The sequence below is a fragment of the Streptomyces sp. NPDC004721 genome (assembly GCF_053601495.1).
The window spans coordinates 65,735-92,707 of sequence record NZ_JBSGBZ010000027.1; the positions used below are offsets into that span (position 1 = coordinate 65,735).

General features: G+C 72.5%; 28 protein-coding genes and 2 pseudogenes. 17 read left to right on the forward strand and 13 right to left on the reverse strand.

The genetic code is table 11. From position 1 onward, the window contains the following. The first annotated feature begins 16 nt into the window (after positions 1-16). The 3 genes and pseudogenes from ACWEK3_RS24390 to ACWEK3_RS24400 form a co-directional block, all read left to right on the forward strand. On the forward strand, positions 17-1,144 hold the full coding sequence (locus ACWEK3_RS24390; protein ID WP_450545918.1) for an alpha/beta hydrolase: 1,128 nt from the start codon (positions 17-19) through the stop codon (positions 1,142-1,144). A 342-nt stretch (positions 1,145-1,486) separates the two neighbouring features. Then, a pseudogene (locus ACWEK3_RS24395) lies at positions 1,487-2,152 on the forward strand (hypothetical protein); the annotation flags it as partial. A 360-nt stretch (positions 2,153-2,512) separates the two neighbouring features. Next, positions 2,513-3,232, forward strand: a pseudogene (locus ACWEK3_RS24400) (hypothetical protein); the annotation flags it as partial. A 21-nt stretch (positions 3,233-3,253) separates the two neighbouring features. Here the strand turns inward: ACWEK3_RS24400 and ACWEK3_RS24405 are convergent. Then, positions 3,254-3,667, reverse strand: coding sequence for a VOC family protein (locus tag ACWEK3_RS24405; protein WP_450545920.1), 414 nt, complete (start codon positions 3,665-3,667; stop codon positions 3,254-3,256). Positions 3,668-3,907: 240 nt separating this feature from the next. Here ACWEK3_RS24405 and ACWEK3_RS24410 point away from each other — a divergent pair, with 240 nt between their 5' ends. The 8 genes from ACWEK3_RS24410 to amaP all read left to right on the forward strand — a co-directional run bounded on the left by ACWEK3_RS24410 (position 3,908) and on the right by amaP (position 9,475). Then, positions 3,908-5,506 (forward strand): ABC-F family ATP-binding cassette domain-containing protein, encoded by a 1,599-nt coding sequence (locus tag ACWEK3_RS24410; RefSeq protein ID WP_388726355.1) that lies wholly within the window; start codon positions 3,908-3,910, stop codon positions 5,504-5,506. Between the two features lie 335 nt (positions 5,507-5,841). Continuing rightward, the gene (locus tag ACWEK3_RS24415; protein WP_018567695.1) at positions 5,842-6,063 is read left to right on the forward strand and encodes a helix-turn-helix domain-containing protein; all 222 of its coding nucleotides are present in this window, start codon (positions 5,842-5,844) and stop codon (positions 6,061-6,063) included. Between the two features lie 131 nt (positions 6,064-6,194). After that, on the forward strand, positions 6,195-6,998 hold the full coding sequence (locus ACWEK3_RS24420; protein ID WP_450545922.1) for an enoyl-CoA hydratase/isomerase family protein: 804 nt from the start codon (positions 6,195-6,197) through the stop codon (positions 6,996-6,998). A gap of 79 nt (positions 6,999-7,077) precedes the next feature. Continuing rightward, positions 7,078-7,569 (forward strand): Asp23/Gls24 family envelope stress response protein, encoded by a 492-nt coding sequence (locus tag ACWEK3_RS24425; protein WP_361411230.1) that lies wholly within the window; start codon positions 7,078-7,080, stop codon positions 7,567-7,569. Positions 7,570-7,657: 88 nt separating this feature from the next. After that, positions 7,658-7,843, forward strand: a complete 186-nt coding sequence (locus ACWEK3_RS24430; protein ID WP_361411228.1) for a hypothetical protein — start codon at positions 7,658-7,660, stop codon at positions 7,841-7,843. Between the two features lie 48 nt (positions 7,844-7,891). Next, positions 7,892-8,224: an Asp23/Gls24 family envelope stress response protein gene (locus tag ACWEK3_RS24435; protein WP_384431026.1), complete on the forward strand. Its 333-nt coding sequence runs from the start codon at positions 7,892-7,894 to the stop codon at positions 8,222-8,224. After that, positions 8,221-8,892, forward strand: coding sequence for a DUF6286 domain-containing protein (locus ACWEK3_RS24440; RefSeq protein WP_453250597.1), 672 nt, complete (start codon positions 8,221-8,223; stop codon positions 8,890-8,892). Before ACWEK3_RS24435 ends, ACWEK3_RS24440 begins: the two co-directional genes overlap by 4 nt. 4 nt (positions 8,893-8,896) lie before the next feature. Further along, positions 8,897-9,475 (forward strand): alkaline shock response membrane anchor protein AmaP, encoded by a 579-nt coding sequence (gene amaP / locus ACWEK3_RS24445; protein WP_450545927.1) that lies wholly within the window; start codon positions 8,897-8,899, stop codon positions 9,473-9,475. A 38-nt stretch (positions 9,476-9,513) separates the two neighbouring features. Here amaP and ACWEK3_RS24450 read toward each other — a convergent pair whose 3' ends face one another. The 4 genes from ACWEK3_RS24450 to ACWEK3_RS24465 all read right to left on the reverse strand — a co-directional run bounded on the left by ACWEK3_RS24450 (position 9,514) and on the right by ACWEK3_RS24465 (position 12,458). Further along, the gene (locus tag ACWEK3_RS24450) at positions 9,514-10,269 is read right to left on the reverse strand and encodes an SDR family oxidoreductase (protein ID WP_384084988.1); all 756 of its coding nucleotides are present in this window, start codon (positions 10,267-10,269) and stop codon (positions 9,514-9,516) included. A gap of 58 nt (positions 10,270-10,327) precedes the next feature. Continuing rightward, positions 10,328-11,119 carry an SURF1 family cytochrome oxidase biogenesis protein gene (locus ACWEK3_RS24455; protein ID WP_453250598.1) on the reverse strand — a complete coding sequence of 264 codons (792 nt, stop codon included), beginning with the start codon at positions 11,117-11,119 and terminating at the stop codon, positions 10,328-10,330. A gap of 49 nt (positions 11,120-11,168) precedes the next feature. After that, on the reverse strand, positions 11,169-11,402 hold the full coding sequence (locus ACWEK3_RS24460) for a hypothetical protein (protein ID WP_141362214.1): 234 nt from the start codon (positions 11,400-11,402) through the stop codon (positions 11,169-11,171). A 78-nt stretch (positions 11,403-11,480) separates the two neighbouring features. Next, positions 11,481-12,458 (reverse strand): DEDDh family exonuclease, encoded by a 978-nt coding sequence (locus ACWEK3_RS24465; RefSeq protein ID WP_453250599.1) that lies wholly within the window; start codon positions 12,456-12,458, stop codon positions 11,481-11,483. A 153-nt stretch (positions 12,459-12,611) separates the two neighbouring features. On the opposite strand from ACWEK3_RS24465, the gene ACWEK3_RS24470 reads away from it, so the two are divergent. Further along, the gene (locus ACWEK3_RS24470; RefSeq protein ID WP_453250600.1) at positions 12,612-13,322 is read left to right on the forward strand and encodes a VIT1/CCC1 transporter family protein; all 711 of its coding nucleotides are present in this window, start codon (positions 12,612-12,614) and stop codon (positions 13,320-13,322) included. Between the two features lie 34 nt (positions 13,323-13,356). Here the strand turns inward: ACWEK3_RS24470 and ACWEK3_RS24475 are convergent, their stop codons facing one another. After that, positions 13,357-14,364, reverse strand: coding sequence for a CopD family protein (locus ACWEK3_RS24475; RefSeq protein WP_453250601.1), 1,008 nt, complete (start codon positions 14,362-14,364; stop codon positions 13,357-13,359). 125 nt (positions 14,365-14,489) lie between these two features. Between ACWEK3_RS24475 and ACWEK3_RS24480 the strand changes: the two genes are divergently transcribed. Beyond that, positions 14,490-14,642, forward strand: a complete 153-nt coding sequence (locus ACWEK3_RS24480) for a hypothetical protein (protein WP_450545938.1) — start codon at positions 14,490-14,492, stop codon at positions 14,640-14,642. Position 14,643: 1 nt separating this feature from the next. Here the strand turns inward: ACWEK3_RS24480 and ACWEK3_RS24485 are convergent, their stop codons facing one another. From ACWEK3_RS24485 to ACWEK3_RS24495, 3 genes are all read right to left on the reverse strand, one after another. Continuing rightward, on the reverse strand, positions 14,644-16,023 hold the full coding sequence (locus ACWEK3_RS24485; RefSeq protein WP_453250602.1) for a CoA transferase: 1,380 nt from the start codon (positions 16,021-16,023) through the stop codon (positions 14,644-14,646). A gap of 38 nt (positions 16,024-16,061) precedes the next feature. Beyond that, positions 16,062-17,597, reverse strand: coding sequence for a S8 family peptidase (locus ACWEK3_RS24490; protein WP_453250603.1), 1,536 nt, complete (start codon positions 17,595-17,597; stop codon positions 16,062-16,064). Positions 17,598-17,688: 91 nt separating this feature from the next. Beyond that, entirely contained in the window at positions 17,689-19,239 is a 1,551-nt protein-coding gene (locus tag ACWEK3_RS24495; protein ID WP_450545943.1) for a S8 family peptidase, read from the reverse strand. Positions 19,240-19,498: 259 nt separating this feature from the next. Here ACWEK3_RS24495 and ACWEK3_RS24500 point away from each other — a divergent pair, with 259 nt between their 5' ends. From ACWEK3_RS24500 to moaA, 3 genes are all read left to right on the forward strand, one after another. Then, positions 19,499-19,855, forward strand: a complete 357-nt coding sequence (locus ACWEK3_RS24500) for a DUF485 domain-containing protein (RefSeq protein ID WP_450545945.1) — start codon at positions 19,499-19,501, stop codon at positions 19,853-19,855. Beyond that, the gene (locus ACWEK3_RS24505) at positions 19,852-21,483 is read left to right on the forward strand and encodes a solute symporter family protein (protein ID WP_361411204.1); all 1,632 of its coding nucleotides are present in this window, start codon (positions 19,852-19,854) and stop codon (positions 21,481-21,483) included. The genes ACWEK3_RS24500 and ACWEK3_RS24505 overlap by 4 nt, the downstream gene beginning before the upstream one ends. Before the next feature lie 173 nt (positions 21,484-21,656). After that, positions 21,657-22,646 carry a GTP 3',8-cyclase MoaA gene (gene moaA / locus ACWEK3_RS24510; protein ID WP_361424987.1) on the forward strand — a complete coding sequence of 330 codons (990 nt, stop codon included), beginning with the start codon at positions 21,657-21,659 and terminating at the stop codon, positions 22,644-22,646. A 46-nt stretch (positions 22,647-22,692) separates the two neighbouring features. On the opposite strand, the gene ACWEK3_RS24515 is transcribed toward moaA, so the two are convergent. Both ACWEK3_RS24515 and ACWEK3_RS24520 read right to left on the reverse strand, forming a co-directional pair. Continuing rightward, positions 22,693-22,926, reverse strand: a complete 234-nt coding sequence (locus ACWEK3_RS24515) for a hypothetical protein (protein WP_365431979.1) — start codon at positions 22,924-22,926, stop codon at positions 22,693-22,695. 211 nt (positions 22,927-23,137) lie between these two features. Further along, complete coding sequence (locus ACWEK3_RS24520) at positions 23,138-23,536, reverse strand: DUF3099 domain-containing protein (protein ID WP_450545950.1); 399 nt, start codon at positions 23,534-23,536, stop codon at positions 23,138-23,140. Positions 23,537-23,804: 268 nt separating this feature from the next. Here ACWEK3_RS24520 and ACWEK3_RS24525 point away from each other — a divergent pair, with 268 nt between their 5' ends. After that, entirely contained in the window at positions 23,805-24,095 is a 291-nt protein-coding gene (locus ACWEK3_RS24525; RefSeq protein WP_376607031.1) for a GlsB/YeaQ/YmgE family stress response membrane protein, read from the forward strand. 82 nt (positions 24,096-24,177) lie between these two features. Here ACWEK3_RS24525 and tyrS read toward each other — a convergent pair whose 3' ends face one another. Continuing rightward, positions 24,178-25,446: a tyrosine--tRNA ligase gene (gene tyrS, locus ACWEK3_RS24530; RefSeq protein ID WP_450545952.1), complete on the reverse strand. Its 1,269-nt coding sequence runs from the start codon at positions 25,444-25,446 to the stop codon at positions 24,178-24,180. 66 nt (positions 25,447-25,512) lie between these two features. Next, complete coding sequence (locus tag ACWEK3_RS24535; RefSeq protein WP_450545954.1) at positions 25,513-26,907, reverse strand: metallopeptidase TldD-related protein; 1,395 nt, start codon at positions 26,905-26,907, stop codon at positions 25,513-25,515. Positions 26,908-26,973 lie beyond the last annotated feature (66 nt).

A 26,973-nucleotide genomic window follows, 5' to 3' on the forward strand; every position in this document is an offset into this window, starting at 1 on the left:
CCAGGACACTGGAGCCGTGCCCACAGTCAAAGCGACGGCCGCGGCCGTCACCGCGGCCCTGGCGGCCGGCGCGGCGAGCGTCGCCGCGGGCCGGCTCGCGAGCGACGCCGCGCTCAAGGCGCTCCCGGGCCGGCCCCTGCCCACCGAACCCCGGCTCAGCGTGCACGGCACGGCCGCCGGGCAGATCAGCCTCACCCGGGACCTGGCCTCCCTGCGCCCGGGCACCTACGGCCTGGCCGGCAACGGCTCCCACGCCGTGGTCGGCCCCGTCCTGCCCACCGCCCCGCACCAGCCCGACACCGTCGTACGCCGGCTGGAGCGCGTCACCCACGGCGCCCTGCACCGTGGCGACAAGGTGTGGCTCACCCCGAACCTGCACGTCGGCAACCCGCGCTCCGCCCTCGGCATCGAGCACGCCGACGTCGACATACCGGGCGAACTCGGCCCCCTGCCCGCGTGGTTCGTGCCCGGAGTCCGCGAGACCTGGGTGATCGCGGTGCACGGCCTGGGCGCCACCCGCGAACTCCCCATGAACATCATGGGGTTCCTGCACCGCCGGCACTTCCCGGTGCTGGCCCTCGCCTACCGCGGCGACCTCGGCGCGCCCCGTCCGCCGGACGGCCTGAACCACCTCGGCGAGACCGAGTGGCGCGACCTGGACGCGGCGATCCGCTACGCCGTGCGGTACGGCGCCGAGCGGATCGTTCTGCACGGCTGGTCCACCGGCGCCACGATGGCGCTGCGCGCCACCGCCCGCTCGGCGGTGCGCGAGCGGATCTCCGGACTGGTGCTGGACTCCCCGGTGCTCAACTGGGAGGTGACACTGCGGGCCCTGGCCCGGGCGCGGCACACCCCGGGCCCGCTGCTGCCGCTCGCGGTGCGCGCCGCGCAGGGGCGCACCGGTCTGTACGGCGACCGCCTGGCCGCGGCGACGGACCCGGAGGGGCTCACGGTACCGACGCTGATCTTCCACGGCCCGGGCGACCAGGTGGCCCCCTGGCAGCTCTCCCGCCGCCTCGCCGAGCGCCGTCCCAACCTGATCGCGCTGCACACGGTGCCGAACGCTCCGCACGGCGCGATGTGGAACGCCGACCCCGAGGGGTACGAGGAAGCCCTGCGGCGCTTCCTGACGCCGCTGATGTGAGGTGGGGGCACGGTTCCGGTTCGCCCCGTGTCACCTGCCTCGGGGCCGGCGTCCGGACGGGTCTTCGGACCCCTTTCGGAACCGGCCGGATGGTGCCCGTCCGGGGCCCTCTTTGCCCTCCCTTGGCCTTCTCCATCGCCTGCCGTGACATTCCGTTTGGGTTTTCGGACCGTCAACCGGAAGACTGCACCCGTGACGTCCCGTATCCCGCGCGACTCCAGGCTTCGCATCGTCCGCCCACGACCCCTGGCCGCCGCCCCCAGAGCCGTGAACCAGCGGCACACGCGCCGCCCCGCCCCGCGCCCCCCGGAGGGCACTCCGGCACCCGCGGAGCTGGCCGGAATGGCGCGCTCCCGTCTGGCCGGGGCGGCCCGCCTCGCCCGCTGGGCGGACGCCGCCCTCGGGCCCGGCCGCGGGGGGCCGACCACCGACGACAAGGCCACCCTCTCCGACGCGACCGCCGAGCGGGCGGCCGCCGATCTGGGCCTGACCGCCGCTCAGGTCCGTGCCGACTGGGACACCGCCCGGCTCGCCGGCCTCATCGAGGTGCACGGCGACAACGCCCGCCCCGGCTGGCGGCTGCGTGCCTGGCACCGCGACGACAGCGCCGTCCTGCGCGGCTGGGTGGCCCTCTTCGACGCCTGGTCGCTCGCCTGCCCGGAACCGGAGGGCCACGAGGCGGCCGCCGTCGCCGAGGTCGTCTCGGCCATGCCGCAGGTCCTGTCCTTCCTCCAGCTCTCCGCCGGACCCGTCCCCGTCGAGCAGCTCCTCGACCTCCTCCGCCAGCGCGTCTCGGAACTGCGCACCGACCGCTGCGAGGTCCCCTACGACCCCGACGCCGCCGGTCCGGCGCCGGACGGCGCCACGACCACGGCGGTCGAGCCCGCCCCCGAACCGAAGACGGGTCTCCGGGCGGCCCCCACCGCCGTCTCCGACGATGCGGCGGCTTCGGCGCCGGGTGGTGCCGCGACCGCCGAGTCCTCGGCTGCGGCTACCCGGCTCGGTGCCGTTCCCGGCCCGGAGGCGGGCCCGCGGGTGGCGCCTGCCGTCGGGCCGACCGGCGTTTCCGTCTCCGACGATGTGGCGGCTTCGGCCCCGGGTGGTGCCGCGACCGCCGCGTCCCCGGCTACCGCCACCGGACTCGGTGCCGTTCCCGGCCCGGAGGACGGGGCGTCGGCCCCGGCGATCCACGCGCCCGAGCCCGCCGCTCCCGTGTCCGCGACGCACGCCCAGGCGCCGGGTGGTCCCGCCGCGGCCGTCTCCGGGCCCGAGGGCCAGGGGGCCCCGGCCCCCGGCGGGGCCCTTGCCACCGTGCGTGAGGCGGGAAGCACCGTGACCGCGCTGTCCGGTGCCGCCGCCGAAGGCACCTCGCTCGCGCCGCTCCTCGACTGGGCCCTCCGGGCACTCGCCGCGGTGGGGGCGCTGACCGACGGGGACGGGCAGGCCACACTCACCCCGCTGGGGAGTTGGGCGGTGTGGGTGAAGCTGGAGCAGATCTGCGTGGCCGCGCAGAGCCCCGCCGGGAACATCGAGCAGTCGGCCGAGGACATGCTCCGCGGCTGTGCGCAACTGCGGCCCAACGCGGCCCGCGCCGAGTACCGCGCCTGGCTCGCCGCCCGCCCCGTCGGCAGCGCCGTCACCGAGCTGCTCGGCGGCGCCCGCGGGGAGGACGCCCTGCTGCGCGGACTCGCCTTCGAGGCGCTGCGGGTCGTCGGCGCGCCCGCCGAGCCCGACGTACGGGCCGTGCTCGACGAGCCGGCGCTCAGGCCCTACGCCCTGCTGTGGCTCGCCGAGCACGACGGCATCGACGCGGAGGACGCCCACGAGGTGCTCACCCGCGAGGAGGCCACATGGCTGTGGGTCGACACCGCCGCCGCCGTCACCGACCACGGCGAGGCCTCGATGCTCGTACGGCATCTGGAGGCCGCGGTGCAGCCCACCGTCCCGATGCTGCTCGACGAGGTGCGCACCGTGGGCCACCCCCGCACCGTGCAGGTGCTGGTCGCGCTCGCCGCCGCGCACCCGGACCCGGCGCTGGCCAAGGCCGTCCGCCGGGCGGCCTTCCAGGTCCACACCGGAGGCAGCTGACCCCCGGGACCGCGGGGCCGGTCAGCCCTCGACGAGGGGGGCGTACGTGCCGAAGCTCCAGATGTTGCCCTCGACGTCCCGGGCCATGTAGTCCCGGGAGCCGTAGTCCTGGTCGGTCGGGGGCATCAGGATCTCCGCGCCGTGGTCCGCCGCACGCCGGTGGTGGGCGTCCACGTCGTCCACCACGACGTACACCCCCGTGGGCCCCGCGCCGCGCATCGCCTCGTCGAAGCGGCCGCCGCGGCCCTTCGAGCCCAGCATCACCGCGCCGTGGCCCTGCACCAGCTCGGCGTGGTGTACGAGGCCGTCCTCGCCCTCGTACACCGCCAGTTCCGTGAAGCCGAAGGCTTCCGTCAGCTGCTTGACGGCCGCCTTGGCGTCCGCGTACAGCAGCGTCGGGTAGATGCTCGGGCGTTCGCCGGCCGTGTCCGCCATGCCGATCACTTCCTTGTGAGTCGGTTCGCACCGAGGAGTCCGGTGCGCCGCCCAGTCTGGCACCGGCCACTGACAGCGCCCCGGCGCAAACACCCGGAAAAGCGCTTGCCCGCCCCCGTTAGACTGTCCCCCATGGCCATTCTCCTCGTGCATTAGACGGCGGGTACGTCCTCAGCCGCCCACCCGCCACCCTCCCCCGAGCTCTTCGAGCAGGGGGCACCCCAGCCCTGGAGTCTGTCCGTGATCTCCGCTTCCGGCATCGAGCTGCGCGCCGGTGCCCGCGTCCTCATCGAGTCCGCCACCTTCCGCGTCGCCAAGGGCGACCGTATCGGCCTGGTCGGCCGCAACGGCGCCGGCAAGACCACCCTCACCAAGGTCCTGGCCGGCGAGGGCATCCCCGCCGGCGGCACCGTCACCCGGTCCGGTGAGGTCGGCTACCTCCCGCAGGACCCGCGCACCGGCGACCTCGACGTACTCGCCCGCGACCGCGTGCTCTCCGCGCGCGGCCTGGACGTGCTGATCCGCAGGATGCGCGAGAACGAGCAGCGCATCGCCACCGGCAAGGGCTCCACCCGCGAGAAGGCGCTCAAGCAGTACGAGCGCCAGGAGACCGAGTTCCTCACCAAGGGCGGGTACGCCGCAGAGGCCGAGGCCGCCACCATCGCCGCCGCGCTCAACCTGCCCGACCGGGTGCTCGGCCAGCCCCTGCACACCCTCTCCGGCGGTCAGCGCCGCCGCATCGAGCTGGCCCGGATCCTGTTCTCCGACGCCGACACCCTGCTCCTCGACGAGCCCACCAACCACCTCGACGCCGACTCGATCATCTGGCTGCGCGACTATCTGAAGACCTACCGCGGCGGCTTCATCGTGATCTCCCACGACGTCGACCTGGTCGAGACGGTCGTCAACAAGGTGTTCTACCTGGACGCCAACCGCGCCCAGATCGATGTCTACAACATGGGCTGGAAGCTCTACCAGCAGCAGCGCGAGGCCGACGAGAAGCGCCGCAAGCGGGAGCGCGCCAACGCCGAGAAGAAGGCCGCCGCGCTCAACGCGCAGGCAGACAAGATGCGCGCCAAGGCCACCAAGACGGTCGCCGCGCAGAACATGGCCCGCCGCGCGGACAAGCTGCTCAGCGGCCTGGAAGCGGTCCGCCAGTCCGACAAGGTCGCCAAGCTCCGCTTCCCGGAGCCGGCGCCCTGCGGCAAGACGCCGCTGACCGCCGAGGGCCTGTCGAAGTCGTACGGCTCCCTGGAGATCTTCACCGACGTCGACCTGGCCATCGACAAGGGCTCCCGAGTCGTCATCCTCGGCCTGAACGGCGCGGGCAAGACCACGCTGCTGCGCCTGCTGGGCGGGGTGGAGACCCCCGACACCGGCCGGGTCGTCGAGGGCCACGGCCTCAAGCTCGGCTACTACGCCCAGGAGCACGAGACCCTGGACGCGGACCGCACGGTGCTGGAGAACATGCGCTCGGCCGCTCCCGACATGGACCTGGTCGAGGTCCGCAAGGTGCTCGGCTCGTTCCTGTTCTCCGGCGAGGACGTCGACAAGCCGGCCGGGGTCCTCTCCGGCGGCGAGAAGACTCGCCTGGCACTGGCGACGCTGGTCGTCTCCTCCGCCAACGTCCTGCTGCTCGACGAGCCCACCAACAACCTCGACCCGGCGAGCCGCGAGGAGATCCTCGGCGCGCTGCGCACCTACAAGGGCGCCGTCGTCCTCGTCACGCACGACGAGGGCGCGGTCGAGGCACTGCAACCGGAGCGGATCATCCTGCTGCCCGACGGCGTCGAGGACCTGTGGGGCGCGGACTACGCGGATCTCGTCGCCCTCGCTTGACCGAACAGCTGATCAACGGAGTATGGATCATTCGGCCCATCGGTGATCCACCATCTGTGTGAGATCTCCTCGTATCGAGGTGTGTCCTCCATCGATTTCGCGGCCGAGCCCTTATGTGCCAAGGGCTCGGCCGCTGTGCGTCGCTGACCAGGTACTTCGCGGAAGAACCCGATCGGCGGTACGGACGCCGAGGCGCGGAAGAACAGATTCCGCTTGTGGGGATGTGCTCCTGTCGTCACGGGCGGGTCTCACGGACCTTGCCGAATGGGTGGCCATCGGGCCCCGGAGGGGTGATCATGAGGGGACCAGAGCGCACTTCCCATGAGGAGGCACGGGTGGCCGAGACTCTGAAGAAGGGCAGCCGGGTGACCGGCGCCGCGCGCGACAAGCTCGCGGCAGACCTGAAGAAGAAGTACGACGCCGGTGCGAGCATTCGGGCGTTGGCCGAGGAGACCGGCCGCTCGTATGGCTTCGTCCACCGGATGCTCAGCGAGTCGGGTGTCACGCTCCGTGGGCGTGGCGGGGCGACGCGGGGCAAGAAGGCCGCCTCGGCCTGAAACCGCGGGCGGCCCATCCGCTTTCGACGGTGACCACCCGGTCGGTTCTCCGATCGGCCGGATGGTTACTGTGCAGTCACTTACGATGCCCGGAGGGCATCCACGATGACCGCACCCGTCGGAGGCGCACCATGGCTTCGCCCAAGCACGACCTCGATCCGGTACTCGACAAGGACGGCGTACGGCTCACCGTCGACGACGCGGTCGCCACGGTGACGCTGGCCAACCCGGCCAAGCGCAACGCGCAGAGCCCGGCTCTGTGGCGGGCGCTGACCAAGGCCGGGCGGCTGCTGCCGGGCTCCGTCCGCGTCGTGCTGCTGCGCGGCGAGGGCAAGTCCTTCTCCGCGGGGCTCGACCGGCAGGCGTTCACGCCCGAGGGCTTCGACGGCGAGCCGTCGTTCATCGACCTCGCGCGTGGCTCCGACGCCGAGCTGGACGCGGCCATCGCCGAGTACCAGCAGGCGTTCACCTGGTGGCGCCGCAACGACATCGTGTCCGTCGCGGCGGTCCAGGGGCACGCCATCGGGGCGGGCTTCCAGCTGGCGCTCGCCTGTGATCTGCGCGTCGTCGCGGACGACGTGCAGTTCGCCATGCGCGAGACCAGCCTCGGGCTGGTGCCGGACCTCACCGGCACGCATCCGCTGGTGGGGCTGGTCGGCTACGGCCGCGCGCTGGAGATCTGCCTCACCGGCCGGTACGTGGGCGCAGCCGAGGCGGTGAACACCGGGCTGGCGAACCTGGCCGTGCCCGCGGGCCAGCTCGACGAGACGGTACGGGACCTGGCCGCGGCGCTCCTGGCCGCGCCCCGTGACGCCGTGGTCGAGACCAAGGCGCTGCTGCGCGGTGCCCGGGAGCGGTCGTACGAGGAGCAGCGCGCCGCCGAACGCGAGGCGCAGGCCCGGCGCCTGCGGGACCTGGCCGGCGCCGGCGACTGACGGCGGCGCCGTATCGGGCGCGCGATCGTGCCGGTCCGCCTACCGTGGTTCGGGACGACGACCGAAAGGACGTACGGCGATGACCACGGAACAGGACCGGACGAGGACCTCCGAGGGCGAGCGGGAGGTACCGGAGACCACCGCGACCCGCAGGGCACAGGCCACCCGGCGCGGTCTGGGAGATCCCGCCACCCGGGGGCGGACCACCATCGCCGACGGGGTCGTGGAGAAGATCGCCGGGATGGCCGCGCGCGACGTGGTCGGCGTGAGCGCCATGGGCAGCGGGTTCTCCCGGACCTTCGGGGCCGTGCGGGACCGCGTCCCGGGCGGTGCGAAGTCCGTGACCCGGGGGGTGAAGGCCGAGGTCGGCGAGGTGCAGACCGCACTCGACCTGGAGATCGTCGTCGACTACGGGGTGTCGATCATCGAGGTGGCGCGGGCGGTCCGGGAGAACGTGATCGCGTCGGTGGAGCGGATGACCGGTCTCGAGGTCGTCGAGGTCAACATCGCCGTCAGCGACGTGCAGCTGCCGGAGGAAGAGGAGGAGGAAGCCGAGCCGCGCATCCAGTGACGCACCGGCCACCACGCCGGCGAAGGACGGATGACGAAGGGCGACCGGACGACGGCCCGGCGACGGCCGAGGAGTTGAGGAGCGCGCAATGAGTATGGCCGTGGTCGGCATGATCGCCGGTATGGCGCTGGGCTTCGCCGGGTACTTCGGCGGCTTCGGTGCCTTCCTGCTGGTGGCGGCCCTGGGCGCCGTCGGCTTCGTCGTCGGCCGGTTCCTGGAGGGGGACCTGGAACTCGGTGACTTCTTCCGCCCCCGTGACCACCGCCGGAGGTGACCCGCGGTGAGCGGCGGGAACGACGAGCCGGGCACCACCCCGGCCGGCATGCTGCCCGGCGAGCGCGGCGCGACGACGATCGCCGACCGCGTCGTCGCCAAGATCGCCGCACGGGCGGCCCGCGAGGCGCTCGGCGACCTGCCGCCAGACGCCGCGCCGCCGCACGCCACGGTGGTGGTGCGCCACGACGTCGCACGCGTCCGGATCGTCCTCGACCTCGCCTACCCGAGCGACATCGGCGCGTCCTGCCATGAGGTGCGTCGCCAAGTGGTGGAGCGGGTAAGCGCCTTGGTGGGAATGCAGGTGCCGGAGGTCGCGGTCCGCGTGGAACGGCTGCACCTGGCACCCGCGTACGGCGCGGCACAGGGGAGGACGCGATGAGCGAGCCCCAGGGCTCCGACGGCACCACGCAGCGCCTGCCGGTCCTCGAGAAGGACGACACCCTCGGGCGGCCCGCCGCCCCGGACACCGACGGCTCGCCGCCCGTCCAGGAGGGCGCGGACGGCCGCGGCGGCCGCTTCTGGTCGGTGCGCCGGGTGCCCGCGGGCATCGTCGCGCTGCTGCTCCTGATCGTGGCGGGCGCCTTCCTGTACGACATCGTGGCCGTCCGCGCCGGCCGGCCCGCCCTGCGCTGGCGCCGGGAGCTGGCCCGGCAACTGGCGCAGCGGCCGCTGGACGACACCTGGGTGCTCGCCGGCGCGGGCGTCGCCGCGGTCCTCGGCCTGTGGCTGATCGTGCTCGCGGCCACTCCGGGGCTGCGCCGCCTGCTGCCCATGCGGCGCACCCACCCCGACGTACGGGCCGGGCTGCACCGGGAGGCCGCCGCGCTGGTACTGCGCGACCGGGCCATGGAGATCGCCGGTGTGCGGTCGGTGCGCGTACGGCTGCGCCGCCGCAGGGCCGACGTACGCGTGGTCTCGCACTTCCGGGCGCTGGAGGAGGTGCGCGCCGACCTGGACACCGTGCTCGCCGAGGCGGTCCGGGGGCTGGGCCTGATCCGGCCGCCCGCCCTGTCGGTGCGCGTCGCGCGGCCCGGGCGGAGGGGGTGAGGACGTGCTCAGGATCGTCAACCGGGTGCTGACCGGGCTCATCGGTCTTGTGCTGCTGGTGGTGGGCGGATCGGTGCTCGCCGTGGGGCTGGGCGTACGGCCGCCGTCGTGGTGGATCCACCGCGGCCCGCACGACGTCCTGCTGAGCACCGCCGAGCGGACGCGGTGGCGGGAGGCCGGCTGGTGGTGGCCCGCCGTCCTCGCCGCCCTGGCGGTCCTGGTGCTGCTGGCCCTGTGGTGGCTGGTCGCGGTGGTGCGCCGGCGGCGGCTCGGCGAGGTGGTCGTCGACACCGGGGACGGCGAGGCGGCACTGCTGCGGGGCCGGGCCGTGGAGGGCGTCCTGGCCGCGGACGCCGAGCAGCAGGACGGTGTCGCCGGCGCCCAGGTCCGTCTGACCGGCCGCCGCGGCGCCCCCAGGACCCATGTGCAGCTCCTCCTGGAACCCCACGTGGACCCGGGAGCCGCCCTGGACCACCTCACCGGCCAGGCCCTCGCCCACGCCCGGGACTCCGCCCGCCTCGCGGCGCTTCCGGCGGAGGTGCGGCTCAGGGCGGTCGGGCACCGCGCGGAACGGGTGAGCTGACCCGTCCGCGCCCCCCCCGTGCCCTGGCAGCGCCGCGCTCAGAACCCGTGCCGGGCCCCGCCGTCCACCGGCAGCATCACACCGGTGATGTAGGACGCCGCGGGCGACAGCAGGAACGCGGCCGCCCGGCCGAACTCCTCCGGCATCCCGTACCTGCGCAGCGGCACCCGCGACTCGGCGGCCGCCCGGGTCGCCTCCGGATCCGCGGACAGCGCGTCCAGCTCGCGCACGCGGTCGGTGTCGATGCGGCCCGGCAGCACACCCACGACCCGGATGCCCCGCGATCCCAGCTCGTCGGCGAGGGACTTGGCGAACCCGGCCAGGCCGGGCCGCAGTCCGTTGGAGATGGTCAGCCCCGGAATCGGCTCGTACACGGACCCGGACAGCACGAACCCGACGACCCCGCCCGGCTCCAGCTCGGCCGCCGCGGCGCGGGCGAGCCGCACCGCGCCGAGGAACACCGACTCGAACGCCGCCTGCCACTGCTCGTCGGTGTTGTCGGCGACGAAGCCGGCCGGCGGCCCACCGACGCTCACGAGCACGCCGTGGAAGCCACCGAAGTGCTCCCGCGCCGCCGCGATCAGCCGCGCCGGCGCCTCGGCGTCCGCGTTGTCCACGGCCATCCCGACCGCGTTCGGCCCCAGCTCGGCCGCCGCCTCCGCGACCCGCTCGCCGTCCCGCCCGGTGATGACCACCTTCGCGCCGTCGGCGACGAGCTCGCGCGCGGTGGCGTTGCCCAGTCCGCGCGTGGCGCCGGTGACGACGTACACCCGGTCCTTCAGTCCAAGATCCATGGCCCCTATCCTGCCCGGTCGCTGCGGCGCGGGGCGAGGCCGACGAGAACGTCCCGCGCTACACCGCCGCGGGTTCCGCCTCCGGCGTCGCTTCCTTCGCCGCCGCCTGCGCGCGCTCGCGGGCCTCGCGGCGCAGCAGGACCACCCAGCCGACCGGGACGCCCGCCGTGAACAGCCACCACTGGATGGCGTACGCCAGGTGCGGGCCGATGTCGCCGTGCTCCGGGTCGGGCAGCAGCTGGGGGCTGCCGCCCTGGGGCGCGGGCGAGGTCAGTTGGACGTAGCCGCCGAGGACCTGCTTCCCGAGCCGCTCGGCCTGCTGCGTGCTGCTGATCAGCATCACCTGGCGGTCGGGCAGGCCCTTGACGTCCTTGATGCCGCTCGCCGCGGTCGTCTCGTCGGGCATCAGCCGGCCGGTGACGGTGATCTCTCCGCGCGCGGGCGCCGGGATCGTCGGGAACGTCGTCTGCGAGGCGTCCGCGGGGACCCAGCCCCGGTTGACCAGCAGAATCCTGCCGTCCTCGAGGACGAAGGGGGTCAGCACGTGGTAGCCGACATCGCCGTTGTCGTTGGTGCGACGACGCACGACCTCCTCGGCCGCGGTGTCGAAGTGCCCCTTGGCGGTGACCCTGCGGTACAGGTCGGCGTGCTTCACGGTCGCGCCGGGCGAGGTCAGCGACTCGGCCGGCACCGGCCGCGCGGCCAGCGATTCGGCGATCACCTGGTTCAGCGCGACCTTGTGCTCATGGCGGTGCAACTGCCAGAAACCCAGCCGGATCATCGTCGGGATCAGCGCGATCGCGACAATGGTGAGGATCACCCACTGGCGGGTCAACAGGAAGCGGTACACCCCACGACGGTACCTCTGCGGTCGTGGGGTGTTTTCGGCAGGGGTGTCCTCAAACGCGGTCGACGATCCCGACCCTCCCCTCGGCGCGGGCGCAGTGCGCGCCGCAGTACCAGTGGCCCTCGACCTCGACGCCCTGCCCGATGATCTGGACACGACAGTGCTCGCAGATCGGTGCCATGCGGTGGATCGCGCAGGCGAAGCAGTCGAAGACGTGCACCGAGCCCTGGGCGTGCACCTCGAAGGTCATTCCGTAGTCATTGCCGCATACTTCACATCTCGCCATGCGCCACAGGGTGAGCCGTGGCCGCGGCGCGGGCGAGCGGACCGTGGGCGAGTCGCCCGGTAATCACCCGTACGCCCGTCAGCGGCTCTCCGCCGGCTCCACGTCCCTGAGCAACTGCCCGAACGCCGCCTCGTCCACCACCGGAGTGCCGTACTGGCGCGCCTTGACCACCTTCGACGTGCCCGAGTCCGGGTCGTTGGTCACCAGCAGGCTGGTCAGCCGGGACAGACTGGTGGCCACGTGCAGTCCGGCCTCGGTGGCCCGGTCCTCCAGCAGTTCGCGGTCGGTGGAGGTGTCGCCGGAGAAGGCCACCCGCATGCCCTGCTTGAGGCGCTTGCCGTCCTCGTAGCGACCCGGGTTGGGGTACGGGCACGCGGGCCGCTTGCGCGAGGGGCGCCAACTGCCCGCGCGGTAGCCGCCCGACTGCTGCCGGGGCACGGGCCGGTCCGACCATTCCGTCAGCGGCCGGCACTCCAGCAGTGGCAGCCGCATCCCGCCCGCCGCCGCGGCCCGCAGGCTCGGCCGGAACGCCTCGGCCAGCACGCGCGCGTCGTCCAGCGCGTGGTGCGCCCGCTGCTGCACGACGCCGAAGTGCGCCGCCAGCGACTCCAGCTTGTGGTTGGGCAGGGGCAGGTCCAGCTCCTTGGCGAGCGCGATGGTGCACAGCCGCTGCCGCACCGGCGCCTCACGCTTCGCGCGCGCGTACTCCCGCGCGATCATCTGCCAGTCGAACACCGCGTTGTGCGCGACGAGCACCCGGTCCGCCAGCCGCACGGCGAACTCCTCGGCGATGTCCGCGAACAGCGGCGCGCCCTCCAGGGTGTCGCTCGTCAGTCCGTGGATCCACACCGGCCCCGGATCCCGCTCGGGGTTGACCAGCGTGTACCAGTGGTCCTCGACCTCGCCGCGCGCGTCCAGCCGGTAGACCGCCGCGGAGATGATGCGGTCGTCCCGGGCCAGGCCGGTGGTCTCCACGTCAACGACCGCGTATCCCTTCGGATACGCGGTCGGCCACGGTGTGGGGGACAACCCTGCGAGCGTGCGGTCTTCGAGCATGGTCACTGAGGATACGGGCCACGACTGACACCCTCGCCCACCGGTCGCCCCGCGGAGCCTGCGAACGGCTGCCCGCGGGACCGGGGGTGTGCCTCACGGGACATCAGGAACCGTGCGGGGACAGGAGGGACGAACCGTGCGATCCTCCGTCCTGTGACGGAACCAACGCATGACGAGCCGCACGGCGGCGCGCTCGGCTCGCGGCTCAACTGGCTGCGGGCGGCCGTCCTCGGCGCCAACGACGGCATCGTGTCCACCGCGGGACTCGTCGTCGGCGTGGCCGGTGCGACGGACTCCCGTTCGACACTGCTGACCGCGGGATTGGCCGGTCTGCTCGCCGGGTCGATGTCGATGGCGGCGGGGGAGTACGTGTCGGTGTCGACGCAGCGGGACTCGGAGATGGCCGCGCTGGCCGTGGAGAAACGGGAGCTGCGGGAGCAGCCCGAGGAGGAGCTGCGGGAGCTGACCGACCTGCTCCAGGCGCGCGGACTCTCGCGTGACGTGGCCAGGGAGGCGGCGGAACAGCTCACCGAGCGGGACGCGCTGCGCGCGCACGCCAGCGTGGAGCTCGGCATCAACCCCGACGAGCTGACCAACCCGTGGCACGCGGCCGGGGCGAGCTTCCTGGCGTTCACGGTGGGCGCGCTGCTCCCCCTGCTGGCCATCGTGCTCCCGCCGGCGGACTGGCGGTTGGGCGTCACCGTGCTGTCCGTCCTGGCCGCCCTCGTCCTCACCGGCTGGAGCAGTGCCCGGCTGGGGGCGGCGAGGCCGGGCCGGGCGGTGCTGCGGAACGCGGCCGGCGGGGCGCTGGCCATGGCGGTGACCTATGTCGCGGGGACCCTGCTGGGCGCGGTGGGGGTCTGACGCCCCCTTCGGGCACCGAGCCCGCCGGCTCCGCTCACCAGCGGATCGGCAACGGCAGCGCCGTCAGCAGCCCCGACACCGCGACGACCGCGCCGAGGACGGCGACCTCGGCCCGCGCGGGGGCGCAGGCGGTCAGCGGGTCGGGTGCCCGCCGCAGCCGGATCCGGGCCCACAGGGCGAGCAGGGCGACGCCGGCCACGAGGATCACCTTGGCGAGCAGGGTGCGGCCGTAGGCCGTCGCCGTCAGCTGGTGCAGCACCGTGTCCGCCGGCATCCGGCGCAGCGTGCTGCACACCCCCGTCGCGGTCACCCCGGCGAGCGCGGCGGCCGCCACGCGCGCGTAGCGGCCCAGCAGGGCGGCACCCGCCGCCGCTCCGCGCCACAGCCGCAGCGTGCGCAGCACGTGCAGCAGACCGCCCACCCACAGGGCGCCGCAGACCAGGTGCACGACGGTCAGCGCGGAGCCGACGAGCGGGGTGCTCTCGGTCCCGGGATGCGCGCGCAGGGCCTCGGCCACCACCACGGCGGCGAGCGGCCACAGCTGCGTTGCCGGGCGCCGGGAGACCGCGCACAGGCCGGTGACGAGGAAGGCGTTGACCTCCAGCAGGGCCAGCGCCCCGTCCCGGGTCCGGTAGAGGCCGCCGACGTCGATCTGTGCCGGGCTGTGCGGCACCAGGTTGCCGGTGGCCACCACGGAAGCGAGGCCCACGGCGGCGAGGAGACCGGCGGCGGCCGCGTAGAGGGCCCAACTGCGGGGAAGTTCGGCTGGGGCCCCGGGCAGGCGGGCGGCCGGCCGGTTCACGAACAGCTCGCCGACGGGGACGCAGACCGCCGCGAACAGCACCGTCCGCAGCACCGCTATGCCGCCGGTGCCGGGGGCCGCCGCCTCTCCGGTGCCGTGCAGGGCGGCGGACGGACCCAGCAGGGGTATGAGTGCGGCGAGTGCCACCAGAACGAGGACGGCGACGGCCCGGGCCGTCGCGCCGCGCCGCCCCGTCTCTCGCGCGTCCCCCGTCCCGGCGGCCGGTCGTATGAGCGTCACCCAATGATCTTCACCAGCCACCCCGAACGGGGCAAGCGCGCGCGGCCAAGTGGGGGAGCACGGTTCCGCCCGCACCGTCTTGGCGCGCCCTGTCCCGTGCGACTCCCGGTGTCAGGTGCCGTCACGTGCCCTGTGCCCGCGGGCGCGGGCCGAGCCGGGCGCCGTCGTCGATCACCTCACCCGACGACACCCGCGCGGCGATCGCGGGCGACCCGACCGCCGCCGGCGTCCCGGTGCGCGCGGAGAAGCCGTCGGCCACCCGGCTGCCGACCGTTTAGGTCAGGTCCAGCGGGGTGCGTCCGCGCCCCAGGGCCCCGGCGGCCGGGACCAGTCGGACGGGGCGCCGGTGAAGGAGACGGGCGTGCGTGCGTGGCGCAGGCGCCCGATCCGGCTGGTTGTCTCGCCGAGCCAGGGGCCGGGACCGTCGTACGCGGAGCCCTGCACGGTGTCCGTCGCGGGGACCGGTCCGGTGCCGGTCCGCGTCAGCCAGGACGCCGTGCGCGCCAGGGCCAGCCGTACGACCCGGGTGCCGCCCTCCGTCGTCTGCTCGGTCAGGGCGCGCAGCACTGCCGCCGCGAGCAGATAGCCCGTGCCGTGGTCCAGGGCCTGCGCGGGCAGGGCGCCGGGCTGCTCGGGCGACCCCTCGATCGCGGCGATGCCGGTGGCGGCCTGTACGAGGCTGTCGAAGCCCCGGCGTCCGCCCCACGGCCCGTATGCGCCCCACGCCGACAGCTGTGCCACGACCAGGCCGGGCCGCCGCTCGGCCAGCGCCTCGGCGGAAAGCCCGAACCGGTCCAGGGCGCCGGGCCGGTATCCCGTGACCACGACGTCCGCCGCGGCGAGCAACTCCTCGAAGGCGGCCCGGTCGGCCGCGAGATCCAGGGCCGCCGACCGCTTCCCGAAACCGGTGTCCGCGTGCAGGCCTGCCTCTTCGGGATGGTCCGGCGCGTCCACGCGCAGCACGTCCGCGCCCAGCAGGGCGAGCGTCCGGGTGGCGACGGGGCCAGCGAGCACCCGGGTCAGGTCGAGCACGCGCAGTCCGGCGACGGGCAGCAGGAGAGCGCTCGGCACGGGCGCGAGCACGCGCGCGTGTGCCTCGTCCAGCCGCTCCCGCTCGACCAGCGGCCGGGCGGCCACCGCGGCACCCTGCTCGTGCGCGGCCCATTCCTCGGGGGTGCGCAGTGCGACGGCGAGGCCTCCGGCCGCGTACACGGCCTCCTCGACCTCCCGCGCGGACCGTACGGCGAGCGCGGACGCGACCCGGTCCACGTCGTCCGGCGCTTCCAGCGCGCGGAGCAACCGCTCCCGGTGGTGGGGGTAGTTGGCGTGCGTGCGCACCCAGCCGTCCGCCGTCCGCCAGAACCGCGACAGCGGCGCGAAGGAGACGGGTGCGTTCCCGTCCACCCGCAGCTGCCGCTCGCTCGTGAAGGCCGTGGCCACGGCGCCGTCGTCCCCCCGAACCGCCGGCACCGCGGCGAGCCCCGCCCGCAGCGCGCCCAGCTCGGCGGCGGCCAGGGCACTGGCACACACGCAGGTGCGTGCCAGTTCCCGTACGGGAAGGCGCGCCGCAAGCGCGCCTTCCCGCTGCACGGTGGTGACCCGCGACAGGAGGGCGGGATCGCCGCCCAGCGCGGACCACGCGAAGGTGATGTCAGTCATGACCGCACTATGCAGGGGCTGACCGACATCTCCCGTGTCTACTTGGTCACGGCGTTGAGGGCGTTGACGATGCCCTCGCCGTAGAAGGCGTTCTTGCCCTCGCCGCCCTTGCACTCGGCGTCGATCTTGCCGTCGCCGTTGATGTCGTACGGGGTCGTGCACTCCTTCTTGTCGGCACCCTGGGCCAGCAGCGCCTTCACCTGGTTCGGCCTGGCCTCCGGGTGGGTCGACTTGATGAGCGCGGCGACACCCGCGACGTGCGGTGACGCCATCGACGTACCGGCCATGTAGCCGTACCCGCCGCCCGGCAGCGTGCTGTAAATCCGGCCGTCGACGGCAGGGGCGTCGGGCGCCTGGTAGCGGGTCGAGTCGCCGCCCGGCGCGGCGACGTCGATGATGCCCTGGCCGTAGTTGGAGAACGACGACTTGATGCCCTTGGCGCCGACGGAGGCGACCGTGACGACACCCGGCAGCTGCGCCGGGATGTCCAGGCACTTCTTCGGGTCGATCACCCGCTTACCGGCGGTGCCGTCGTTCGGGCTGACCACGTCGAGGATCGACTTGCCGGCGAGGTCCCAGTTGTCGTTGCCGGCGGCCGCGACGTTGACCGTGCCCTTGCTCTCCGCGTACTTGGTGGCGCGCGACACGGCCTCCACCAGAGCCTTCTGGTCCAGGTCGTCCCCGCAGTTGAACTGCCACGGGTCGGTGTAGTAGCTGTTGTTGGTGACGTCCACGCCGTGCTCGGCGGCCCAGATGAAGCCGCACACCACGGCCTCTGTGTAGAACCAGCCGCCGGGCGTCGACACCTTGATGCCGGACACCTTCACACCGGGGGCGACCCCGACCACGCCGATACCGTTCTTCGCGGCGGCGATCTCACCGGCGACGTGCGTGCCGTGCGCGCTCTCGCCCTTGTTCGGCCGCCAGGCGCCGTCGGCCGTGTTCGGCTTGCCCGACACGCAGTTCACGGACGCGGCACGGTTGAAGTTGGGGGCGAGGTCCGGGTGGGTGTCGTCCACACCGGTGTCGATCACGCCGACGGTGACCTTGGAGCTGCCCAGGGTGACCTCGTGGGCCTTGTCCGCCTTGATCATCGGCAGGTCCCACTGCAGGCCCTGCAGCGGATCCTGACCGGGGGCGGCCGCTTCGGCCGCCGCCTGCATCTCCGCGTCGGTGAGAACCTCCGGCGCCCACATCTCCGTGGTCGTCTGCGGGGACAGCGGAGCGGTCCGGGTGGAGCCCGCCGACTCGACCCCCTGGTCCTCGCGTATCTCCTTGGCGAAGTCGGCGTTCGACGAGTGGACGACGATGACGCCGATCTGGTCGTAGGCGATGACGACCGAGCCGCCGGCCTTGCCGATCGCCTTCTGCACGTCCGCGGAGCTGTGGCCGGGACGGACGTTGACGACGTAGCTCAGCGCGTCCCCGGCGGCGGCGGCGGAGATGCTCTGCGCGGCGGCCACCTGCTGACCGGCCTCGGTGGCGGACGCCACGTTCGGCAGGAACGCGAGAGCGGAGGCGACGGCCATGCCGAGCGGGATGGTGACGGTACGCCGGTTGAGGCGAACGCTCATGTGAACTCCAGAGTTTCGAACCATTGCAGTGCGGCATGCGACAGGCATGCGAGGCGTGGGGGGAGTATGTGGAAGTGACGAACCGTGCCCGTCACTTGACCGCGCGGAGCGCGTTGACGACCCCGGAGCCGTAGAACCCGTTGCGGTTCTTGTTGCCCTTGCAGAACGAGTCGACGACGCCGTTGCCGTCGGGGTCGTAGGGCTCGACCGGGCACCCCGGGTTGTCCGCCTGGGCCTTGAGGAGGGACAGCAACTGGGCGGGCGTGGCGTTCGGATGGGTCGACTTCAGCAGCGCGGCGACACCGGCGACGTGCGGGGAGGCCATCGACGTGCCCTGCAGGTAGGCGTACTTGCCGTTCGGCATCGTGGACAGGATGCGGCCGTCCCGTGACGGGGTGTCGGGGATCTGGTACTTGTCGCCGCCCGGTGCGGCGACGTCGATGACGCCGTCGCCGTAGTTGGAGTAGTACGACTTGAGGTCCTGCACCCCGGTGGCGGCGACCGTCACCACACCCGGCAGCTGGGCCGGTGCGTCGAGGCACTTCTTCGGGTCGATCGTGCGGCTCACCGGGGTCGTGTCGTTCGGGCTGGAGGCGTCGACGATCGACGGGGCGATCAGATCGTGGTTGGAGTTGCCCGCCGAGGCCACGTTCAGAGTGCCCTTGCGCTGCGCGTACAGCTGAGCCCGGTTGACGGCGTCGGCGATGGCCTTCTGGTCCGCCTCGTCACGGCAGTTGTACTTCCACGGGTCCACGTAGTAACTGTTGTTGGTTATCTGGACGTCGTGGTCGGCGGCGAACACGAAGGCGCAGACGACGCTCTCGGCGTAGAACCACTGGTCCGCGTCCGGCTGGGCGACCGTGATGCCCGAGACCCGCACACCGGGCGCCACACCCGCGACCCCGGTGCCGTTGCGGGCCGCGGCTATCTCACCCGCCACGTGCGTGCCGTGGTAGTGGTCCGCGTCCACCGGCCGCCAGGAGCCGTACGTGGTGTCCGCCTTGCCGCTGACGCAGTTCGCGGACTGGGCGGCGGAGAAGTTCGGGGCGAGGTTCGGGTGGGTGTCGTCGACGCCGGTGTCGATCACGGCGACGGTGACCTTCGCACTGCCCGGGTTGATCGCGGCGGCCTTGTCGGCACCGATCGCCCGCAGGTCCCACTGGTTGGCCTCGAGCGGCTCGAGGGGCACCGAACCCTTTGTCTGCTTCGCCGTCTTGGCGGCCTTCGTCAGCTGCGCGACCTCGTCCTTGGACAGGTACTGCGCCGCGCCCACGTCTGTCGTCCCCGACGCGGTCAGCGGCGCGGTACGGGTGGCACCCGCCGAGTCCACCCCGGGGGTGTTGCGGATGGTACTGGCGAAGTCCGGGTTCGCGGAGCGAGCCACGATGACGCCGATCTGGTCGTACGTCATCACGACGGTGCCGCCGGCCGCGGTGATCGACCGTTGAACCCGGGCGATCGTGTGATGGTTCGTCGTGGTGTTGACGACGTAAGACATGGTCGGCGCGTCCTGCGCCTCCGCCGCCGAGGCCGCGCGGGGCGCCGCCGACGCCGCCGAGGGCAGGAAGCCGAGTGACGCGGTCAGCGACAGCGCGACCGGTACGGCCAGGGCAAGGCGGCGTCTGGAACGCAGATGAGCCATGGGGTCTCCACATCATCCGGGTGAAGACCTGCCCGGCGACAGGTGGCAGCCCAGGCAGGTACATGACGGGTAGTGCAGGGTGAAGCTATCCCGCCGCCTCCCTCACCAGCAATGACTTAGCAATGACTTGTTCAGACCGGTTGCGAAACAACCAACGGGACTTGAACCGGTCACCGCGTGGCGCCGTGGACCTTGGGCGAGGCACCCGAGCACGATCGGGCCCCTGTCCCAACCGCATCCGACACGCGAGGAGACCGAAGTGGCCACCGAGACACCGCCACCCTCGAAGACCCAGGCCCCACTCCCGACCACCGAGGAGTTCCTCGCGGTGCGGGACAGCGCGGAGTTCGGTGAACTGCGCCGTTCCTACCGATCCTTCGCCTTCCCGCTGACCGTCGCCTTCATCGCCTGGTACCTGCTGTACGTGCTGCTCTCCAACTACGCGGGCGGCTTCATGGGCACCAAGCTGTTCGGCAACATCAACGTCGCCCTCGTCCTGGGCCTCGCCCAGTTCCTCACCACGTTCCTCATCGCCTGGTGGTACGCGCGGCACGCCGCCGTCAAGCTCGACCCCAAGGCCGAGGCCATCAAGTCCCGGATGGAGGGCACCGAATGAGCCCCGCGATCGCACCCACGCTGACCCTCGCGGCCGGTGAGGCGAGCCGGCACCGGCCGCTGATCATCACCCTGTTCGCGGTGTTCGTCCTCGCGACCCTCGTCATCACCGTCTGGGCCGGCCGGCAGACCAAGGACGCCGCCGACTTCTACGCCGGCGGACGGCAGTTCACCGGCTTCCAGAACGGCCTCGCGGTCTCCGGCGACTACATGTCCGCCGCGTCCTTCCTCGGCATCGCCGGCGCCATCGCGCTGTTCGGCTACGACGGCTTCCTGTACTCCATCGGCTTCCTCGTCGCCTGGCTGGTCGCCCTGCTCCTGGTCGCCGAACCACTGCGCAACTCCGGCCGGTACACCATGGGCGACGTACTGGCCTACCGGATGCGCCAGCGCCCGGTCCGCACCGCGGCCGGCACCTCCACCATCGTGGTGTCGATCTTCTACCTGCTGGCCCAGATGGCCGGCGCCGGCGTCCTCGTCTCGCTGCTGCTCGGCATCACCAGCGACGGAGGCAAGATCGCCATCGTCGCGCTGGTCGGCGTGCTGATGATCGTGTACGTCACCATCGGCGGCATGAAGGGCACCACCTGGGTGCAGATGGTCAAGGCCGTGCTGCTCATCGCCGGCGCCGTGCTGCTCACCTTCCTGGTCATGCTGAAGTTCAACTTCAACATCTCCGACCTGCTCGGCAAGGCCGCCGCCAACAGCGGCAAGGGCAGCGCCTTCCTGGAGCCCGGACTGAAGTACGGCGCCACGGGCACCACCAAGTTGGACTTCCTCTCGCTCGGCATCGCCCTGGTCCTCGGCACCGCCGGTCTGCCGCACATCCTGATCCGCTTCTACACCGTTCCCACGGCCAAGGCCGCCCGCAAGTCCGTGATCTGGGCGATCGGCCTGATCGGCGCCTTCTACCTGATGACCCTCGCGCTCGGCTTCGGCGCCGCCGCGCTCATCAAGTCCGACGAGATCATCGCCTCCAACAAGGCGGGCAACACCGCGGCGCCACTACTCGCCCTGCACCTGGGCGGAGTCGACTCCAACTGGGGCGCCATCCTGCTGGCCTCCATCTCCGCCGTCGCCTTCGCCACGATCCTGGCCGTCGTCGCCGGCCTGACCCTGGCCTCGTCCTCCTCCTTCGCCCACGACATCTACGCCAACGTCATCAAGAAGGGCACCGCCACCGAGAAGCAGGAGGTGAACGCGGCCCGCTGGGCGACCGTCGGCATCGGCGCGGTCTCGATCGTCCTGGGCGCCCTCGCCCGCGACCTGAACGTCGCAGGACTGGTCGCGCTCGCCTTCGCCGTCGCCGCCTCCGCCAACCTGCCCACGATCCTCTACAGCCTGTTCTGGAAGCGGTTCACCACCTCCGGCGCCCTGTGGTCGATCTACGGCGGTCTGGTCACCGCGGTCGGCCTGGTGCTGTTCTCGCCGGTGGTCTCGGGCAAGCCGACGTCGATGTTCCCCGACGTCGACTTCCACTGGTTCCCGCTGGAGAACCCCGGCCTCATCTCGATCCCGGTCGGCTTCCTGCTCGGCGTCGTGGGCACCCTCCTGTCCAAGGAGACCCCGGACGACGCCAAGTACGCCGAACTGGAGGTGCGCTCCATGACGGGCACCGGAGCGCACTGAACGCCCACCCGTCCAAAGCGGCCGCGTCGCGGGGATCGTAGATCCCTACGACGCGGCCGCGCCGTATCTCGTGACTTCCGGCGCTGTCGTTGTCAGTGGTGTCACGTAGGCTCGCAGATGACGACAACTTCGAGTGGTGCGCCACATGGATCCGAGACGAGGGAGGGGGCCGCATGCTCATCGACACCTACGGCCGGGTGGCCACCGACCTGAGAGTCTCGCTGACCGACCGGTGCAACCTGCGCTGTACGTACTGCATGCCCGAGGAAGGGCTGCAGTGGCTGGCCAAGCCGACCCTGCTCACCGACGACGAGATCGTCCGCCTGATCGACATCGCCGTCACCTCCCTCGGCATCAGGGAGGTCCGCTTCACCGGCGGCGAGCCCATGCTGCGACCCGGCCTGGTCGGCATCGTCGAGCGGGTCGCGGCGCTGGACCCCCGCCCGCAGACGTCCCTCACCACCAACGGCATCGGACTGAAGCGCACCGCGACCGCCCTGAGGGCCGCCGGCCTGGACCGGGTCAACGTCTCCCTGGACACCCTGCGCCCGGACGTCTTCAAGGCGCTCACCCGCCGGGACCGGCACAAGGACGTCATCGAGGGCCTCGAAGCCGCCCGCGAGGCCGGCCTGACCCCGGTGAAGGTCAACACCGTCCTGATGCGCGACCTGAACGCGGACGAGGCCCCGGACCTGCTGGCCTGGGCGGTGGAGCACGACTACGAGCTCCGCTTCATCGAGCAGATGCCCCTGGACGCCCAGCACGGCTGGAAGCGCGAGGGCATGGTGACCGCGGCCGAGATCCTGACCTCGCTGGGCACCCGCTTCGAGCTGACCCCCGAGGGCGACGGGGAGCGCGGCTCGGCCCCGGCCGAGCGCTGGATCGTGGACGGCGGCCCGCACCGCGTCGGCGTGATCGCCTCCGTCACCCGCCCGTTCTGCGCGGCCTGCGACCGCACCCGGCTCACGGCCGACGGCCAGATCCGCACCTGCCTGTTCGCCACCGAGGAGACCGACCTGCGCGCCGCCCTGCGCTCCGGCGCCCCCGACGAGGAGATCGCCCGCATATGGCGGGTGGCGATGTGGGGCAAGAAGGCGGGAGCGGGCCTGGACGACCCGTCGTTCGTCCAGCCGCAGCGGCCGATGTCGGCGATCGGCGGCTAGCGCCGTGCCGGGCGTCGCGAGCCGGTGACCCTTTCCGGTCGCAGCACTAGGCGCCGCCGTGTGCGCTGTTGTCCGGCGCTTCCCACTCGCTGAAGGGAACCACGTCCTTCAGAAAGCCCCGCACACCGAGGAACTGGGACAGGTGCTCCCGGTGCTCCTCGCACGCCAGCCACGTCTTGCGGCGCTCCGGTGTGTGGATCTTCGGATTGTTCCAGGCCAGCACCCACACGGCGGCGGCACGGCAGCCCTTGGCGGAGCAGATCGGGGTTTCGTCAGTCACGGGTTCGTCTCACAACCACTGCACACAAGGCGACGCCGAGCAGCCACGGGGGGAGCTGCCCGGCGTCGGTCTGTCGCTCCGACGGGGGATGCGGAGCGCGTACGAAGTATGTCACGCGTAACCCGCCGCCCGGCACCGGAACAACATGATTGATCTGAGCATTTCTTGAGCTTCCCGGAACGCCACCGTCCGGCCGCGCCGACGGGCCAGGTCAGGCGCTGTCACGCGGCTCGCGCGCCGTTCCGGCCGCGGTGTCGCCCGCGGTGTCGTCCGTGGCGGACCGCGTGAAACCGTCGTCGCTCCGCGGCGGCGTGATCATCGGCTTCGACGGCATGGTGACGAACGTCGACGGCAGTTTGGGCGCGCCCTCCCGCCCCGCGTTCGCGATCACCACGGAGATGTAGGGGAGCACCGCCCCGAGCACCAGCGCCACGATCGCCACATACCGCTCGACGTTCCACAGCGCCACCGCGAGGATCACCGACGCCGTACGGATCGACATCGAGATGACGTACCGGCGCTGCCGGCCGCGCACATCCTCCTGAAGGCCCGTCCGGGCTCCCGTGATCCGGAACACCTGGGCGTTGCCCTCGCCGTGCTGTTTCCGCATCACCCGTCCACCATTCGTCCGTATCGGACAACTCCCCGGCCCCCGTCCGGTCCGTGACCGGTCGGGACAACGACCCGCCGACCTCCACGTTACGCCGCGTTCCCAGCGCCTACGAGGCCGGGGCCGCCGTTCTGCCTGCACGAACGGCGCCGGCTCCGTCCCGTGGGCCGCCCGGGGGCCTTCCGGCGGCCGTACCCGACGTGCGACCCACCGAAGCCGCCCCGACACTGGGCGTAATGCTCACATAGAGCCGGACGAGGAGGCAGCCATGGGCTGGTTGTGGGCGATCATCGTGGGTTTCGTGCTGGGGCTCATCGCGAAGGCCATCATCCCGGGCAAGCAGCACAGCCCCATCTGGCTGACCACGATCTTCGGCATGCTCGGCGCGATCGTCGGCAACGCGGTGGCCCGCGCGGCCGGTGTCGCCTCGACCCGCGGCGTCGACTGGAGCAGGCACTTCTTCCAGCTCGTGGCCGCGATCATCATCGTCTTCGTCGGCGACATGGCGTACATGGCGCTGTGGGGCAACAAGAAGCGGCAGGACGCCCAGCGGGCATAGCGCGGGCGCACAGGCCGAAGGGGGCGGCCCACCCGGAATCCCGGGTGGGCCGCCCCCTTCGTGCCTGGTCGTACGTCCGGGCTCAGCCGCTCGTGACCTCGACCGCCGCCAGGTTCTTCTTGCCCCGGCGCAGCACCAGCCAGCGGCCGTGCAGCAGGTCCTCCGCGGCGGGGACCGCGTCCTCGGCGGTGACCTTGACGTTGTTCACGTAGGCGCCGCCCTCCTTCACCGTGCGGCGCGCGGCCGACTTGCTGGGCACCAGGCCGACCTCGGCGAACAGGTCGACCACCGGGCCCAGCTCGGTGACCTCGGCGCGCGGCACCTCCGACAGCGCCGCCGCCAGGGTCCCCTCGTCCAGCCCGGTCAGCTCGCCCTGGCCGAACAGCGCCTTGGACGCGGCGATCACGGCGGCCGTCTGCTCGGCGCCGTGCACCAGCGTCGTCAGCTCCTCGGCCAGCGCGCGCTGCGCGGCCCGGGCCTGCGGACGCTCCTCGGTCTGCCGCTCCAGCTCCTCCAACTCCTCGCGGGACTTGAAGGACAGGATGCGCATGTAGCGGGAGATGTCCCGGTCGTCCACGTTCAGCCAGAACTGGTAGAACGCGTACGGCGTCGTCATCTCCGCGTCGAGCCAGACCGCGCCGCCCTCGGTCTTGCCGAACTTGGTGCCGTCCGCCTTCGTCATCAGCGGCGTCGCGAGCGCGTGCACCGCCGCGTCCGGCTCAAGCCGGTGGATCAGGTCGAGGCCGGCCGTGAGGTTGCCCCACTGGTCGCTGCCGCCCTGCTGGAGCGCGCAGCCGTACCTCCGGTAGAGCTGGAGGAAGTCCATGCCCTGGAGGATCTGGTAGCTGAACTCGGTGTAGCTGATGCCCTGGTCGGACTCCAGACGGCGGGCGACGGAGTCCTTCGTCAGCATCTTGTTGACCCGGAAGTGCTTGCCGATGTCCCGCAGGAACTCGATCGCGGACAGGCCCTGCGTCCAGTCGAGGTTGTTCACCATCACGGCGGCGTTCTCGCCCTCGAAGGACAGGAACGGCTCGATCTGGCCGCGCAGCCGGTCCACCCAGCCGGCCACCGTCTCCGGGTCGTTCAGCGTGCGCTCGGCGGTCGGGCGGGGGTCGCCGATCAGGCCCGTGGCCCCGCCGACCAGCGCCAGCGGCCGGTGCCCGGCCTGCTGGAGCCGGCGCACGGTGAGCACCTGCACCAGGTGTCCCACGTGCAGTGACGGTGCCGTCGGGTCGAAGCCGCAATAGAACGTGACGGGACCGTCCGCGAGCGCCTTGCGCAAAGCGTCCTCGTCGGTGGACAGGGCGAACAGCCCACGCCACTTCAGCTCGTCGACGATGTCCGTCACGGTTCTCGTGTCTCCTAGGTGATGCTCAGTGCTCTACCGGCAGTCGGGTGACAGCCGACTACGAGGTTATACGCCCTGGCTGACAGAGCTCATGTTGAATTCCGGGACGCGCAGCGCCGGCATCGCGGCCCGGGTGAAGTAGTCGCTCCACTCCCTGGGCAGCGTCTTCTCGGTCCGCCCGGCCTCGGTCGCCCGTCCCAGCACGTCCACCGGCGACTCGTTGAACCGGAAGTTGTTGACCTCACCGGTCACCTCGCCGTTCTCCACGAGGTACACGCCGTCCCGGGTCAGGCCCGTGAGCAGCAGCGTCGCGGGGTCCACCTCGCGGATGTACCACAGGCAGGTGAGCAGCAGCCCGCGCTCGGTGCCGGCGACCATCTCCTGGAGCGAGCGGTCGGTGCCGCCGTCGAGGACGAGGTTGCCGGCCGACGGGGCGAGCGGCAGACCGGTCAGGCCGGCGCTGTGCCGGGTGGTCAGCAGATGCCGCAGCTCGCCGCTGCCGATCCACTCGGTGGCGTGCACGGGCAGCCCGTTGTCGAACACCGACCGGTCGTCCCCGGAGGAGTGCGCGACCACGAACGGCGCGCACTCCAGGCCCGGCTCGTCCGGATCGCTGCGCAGCGTCAGGGGAAGCTCGGTCAGCTTCTCGCCGACCCGGGTGCCGCCGCCCGGCTTGGAGAACACCGTGCGCCCCTCGGCGGCGTCCCGGCCCGAGGACGACCAGATCTGGTAGATCAGCAGATCGGCGACCGCGGTCGGCGGCAGCAGCGTCTCGTACCGCCCGGCGGGCAGCTCGATCCGGCGCTCCGCCCAGCCGAGCCGTACGGCCAGCTCCGCGTCCAGCGCCGCCGGGTCCACGTCCTTGAAGTCCCGCGTGGACCGCCCGGCCCACGCCGAGCGGGTGCGGTCCGGGGACTTGGCGTTCAGCTCCAGCGTCCCGGCCGGCTGGTCGTGGCGCAGCCGCAGGCCCGTCGACGTACCCAGGTAGGTCGACACCAGCTCGTGGTTGGCGAAGCCGTACAGTTCGCGGCCACCGGCACGTGCGCGTGCGAACGACTCGCCGAGCGCGGGGGCGAAGTCCGCGAACACCGCCGAGGAGGTCTCGGCGGGCGCGTCGGTGAAGTCCGGGGACTGCGGTACGTCCGTGACCAGCGGCTGGGCGTCCTCAGCGGGCCCCGCCCCGCGCGCGGCGGCCTCCGCGGCCCGCACCAGCGGCTCCAGCTCGTCCTCGGTCACGGCGGCCCGCGACACCACGCCCGAGGCGGTGCCTTCCCGGCCGTCGACGGTCGCGATCACGGTGAGGGTGCGCCCGCGCGTGACACCGTTCGTGGTCAGCGCGTTGCCCGCCCAGCGCAGATTGGCGGTGGACTGCTCGTCGGCGATCACGACGCACCCGTCGGCCCGGGACAGTGCGAGGGCGCGCTCGACGATCTCGTGCGGCTTGCTGGTACGCGGGCTCATCGACCGGCCTCCTGCGTCGTGTTCAGGCTGTGCTTTTCCGGGGGACAACCCCCGGACCCCCGGCCG

Bases quoted from the DNA above. Each gene is read 5' to 3' on its own strand.
- ACWEK3_RS24505 (WP_361411204.1), top strand. From the start codon at position 19,852: ATGAGCCCCGCGATCGCACCCACGCTGACCCTCGCGGCCGGTGAGGCG.
- ACWEK3_RS24450 (WP_384084988.1), bottom strand. From the start codon at position 10,269: ATGGATCTTGGACTGAAGGACCGGGTGTACGTCGTCACCGGCGCCACG.
- ACWEK3_RS24465 (WP_453250599.1), bottom strand. From the start codon at position 12,458: ATGCTCGAAGACCGCACGCTCGCAGGGTTGTCCCCCACACCGTGGCCG.
- ACWEK3_RS24520 (WP_450545950.1), bottom strand. From the start codon at position 23,536: ATGCGGAAACAGCACGGCGAGGGCAACGCCCAGGTGTTCCGGATCACG.
- ACWEK3_RS24460 (WP_141362214.1), bottom strand. From the start codon at position 11,402: ATGGCGAGATGTGAAGTATGCGGCAATGACTACGGAATGACCTTCGAG.
- ACWEK3_RS24435 (WP_384431026.1), top strand. From the start codon at position 7,892: ATGCTGCCCGGCGAGCGCGGCGCGACGACGATCGCCGACCGCGTCGTC.
- ACWEK3_RS24490 (WP_453250603.1), bottom strand. From the start codon at position 17,597: ATGAGCGTTCGCCTCAACCGGCGTACCGTCACCATCCCGCTCGGCATG.
- ACWEK3_RS24535 (WP_450545954.1), bottom strand. From the start codon at position 26,907: ATGAGCCCGCGTACCAGCAAGCCGCACGAGATCGTCGAGCGCGCCCTC.
- ACWEK3_RS24525 (WP_376607031.1), top strand. From the start codon at position 23,805: ATGGGCTGGTTGTGGGCGATCATCGTGGGTTTCGTGCTGGGGCTCATC.
- moaA (WP_361424987.1), top strand. From the start codon at position 21,657: ATGCTCATCGACACCTACGGCCGGGTGGCCACCGACCTGAGAGTCTCG.
- ACWEK3_RS24495 (WP_450545943.1), bottom strand. From the start codon at position 19,239: ATGGCTCATCTGCGTTCCAGACGCCGCCTTGCCCTGGCCGTACCGGTC.
- ACWEK3_RS24405 (WP_450545920.1), bottom strand. From the start codon at position 3,667: ATGGCGGACACGGCCGGCGAACGCCCGAGCATCTACCCGACGCTGCTG.
- ACWEK3_RS24420 (WP_450545922.1), top strand. From the start codon at position 6,195: ATGGCTTCGCCCAAGCACGACCTCGATCCGGTACTCGACAAGGACGGC.
- ACWEK3_RS24485 (WP_453250602.1), bottom strand. From the start codon at position 16,023: ATGACTGACATCACCTTCGCGTGGTCCGCGCTGGGCGGCGATCCCGCC.
- ACWEK3_RS24430 (WP_361411228.1), top strand. From the start codon at position 7,658: ATGAGTATGGCCGTGGTCGGCATGATCGCCGGTATGGCGCTGGGCTTC.
- ACWEK3_RS24440 (WP_453250597.1), top strand. From the start codon at position 8,221: ATGAGCGAGCCCCAGGGCTCCGACGGCACCACGCAGCGCCTGCCGGTC.
- ACWEK3_RS24425 (WP_361411230.1), top strand. From the start codon at position 7,078: ATGACCACGGAACAGGACCGGACGAGGACCTCCGAGGGCGAGCGGGAG.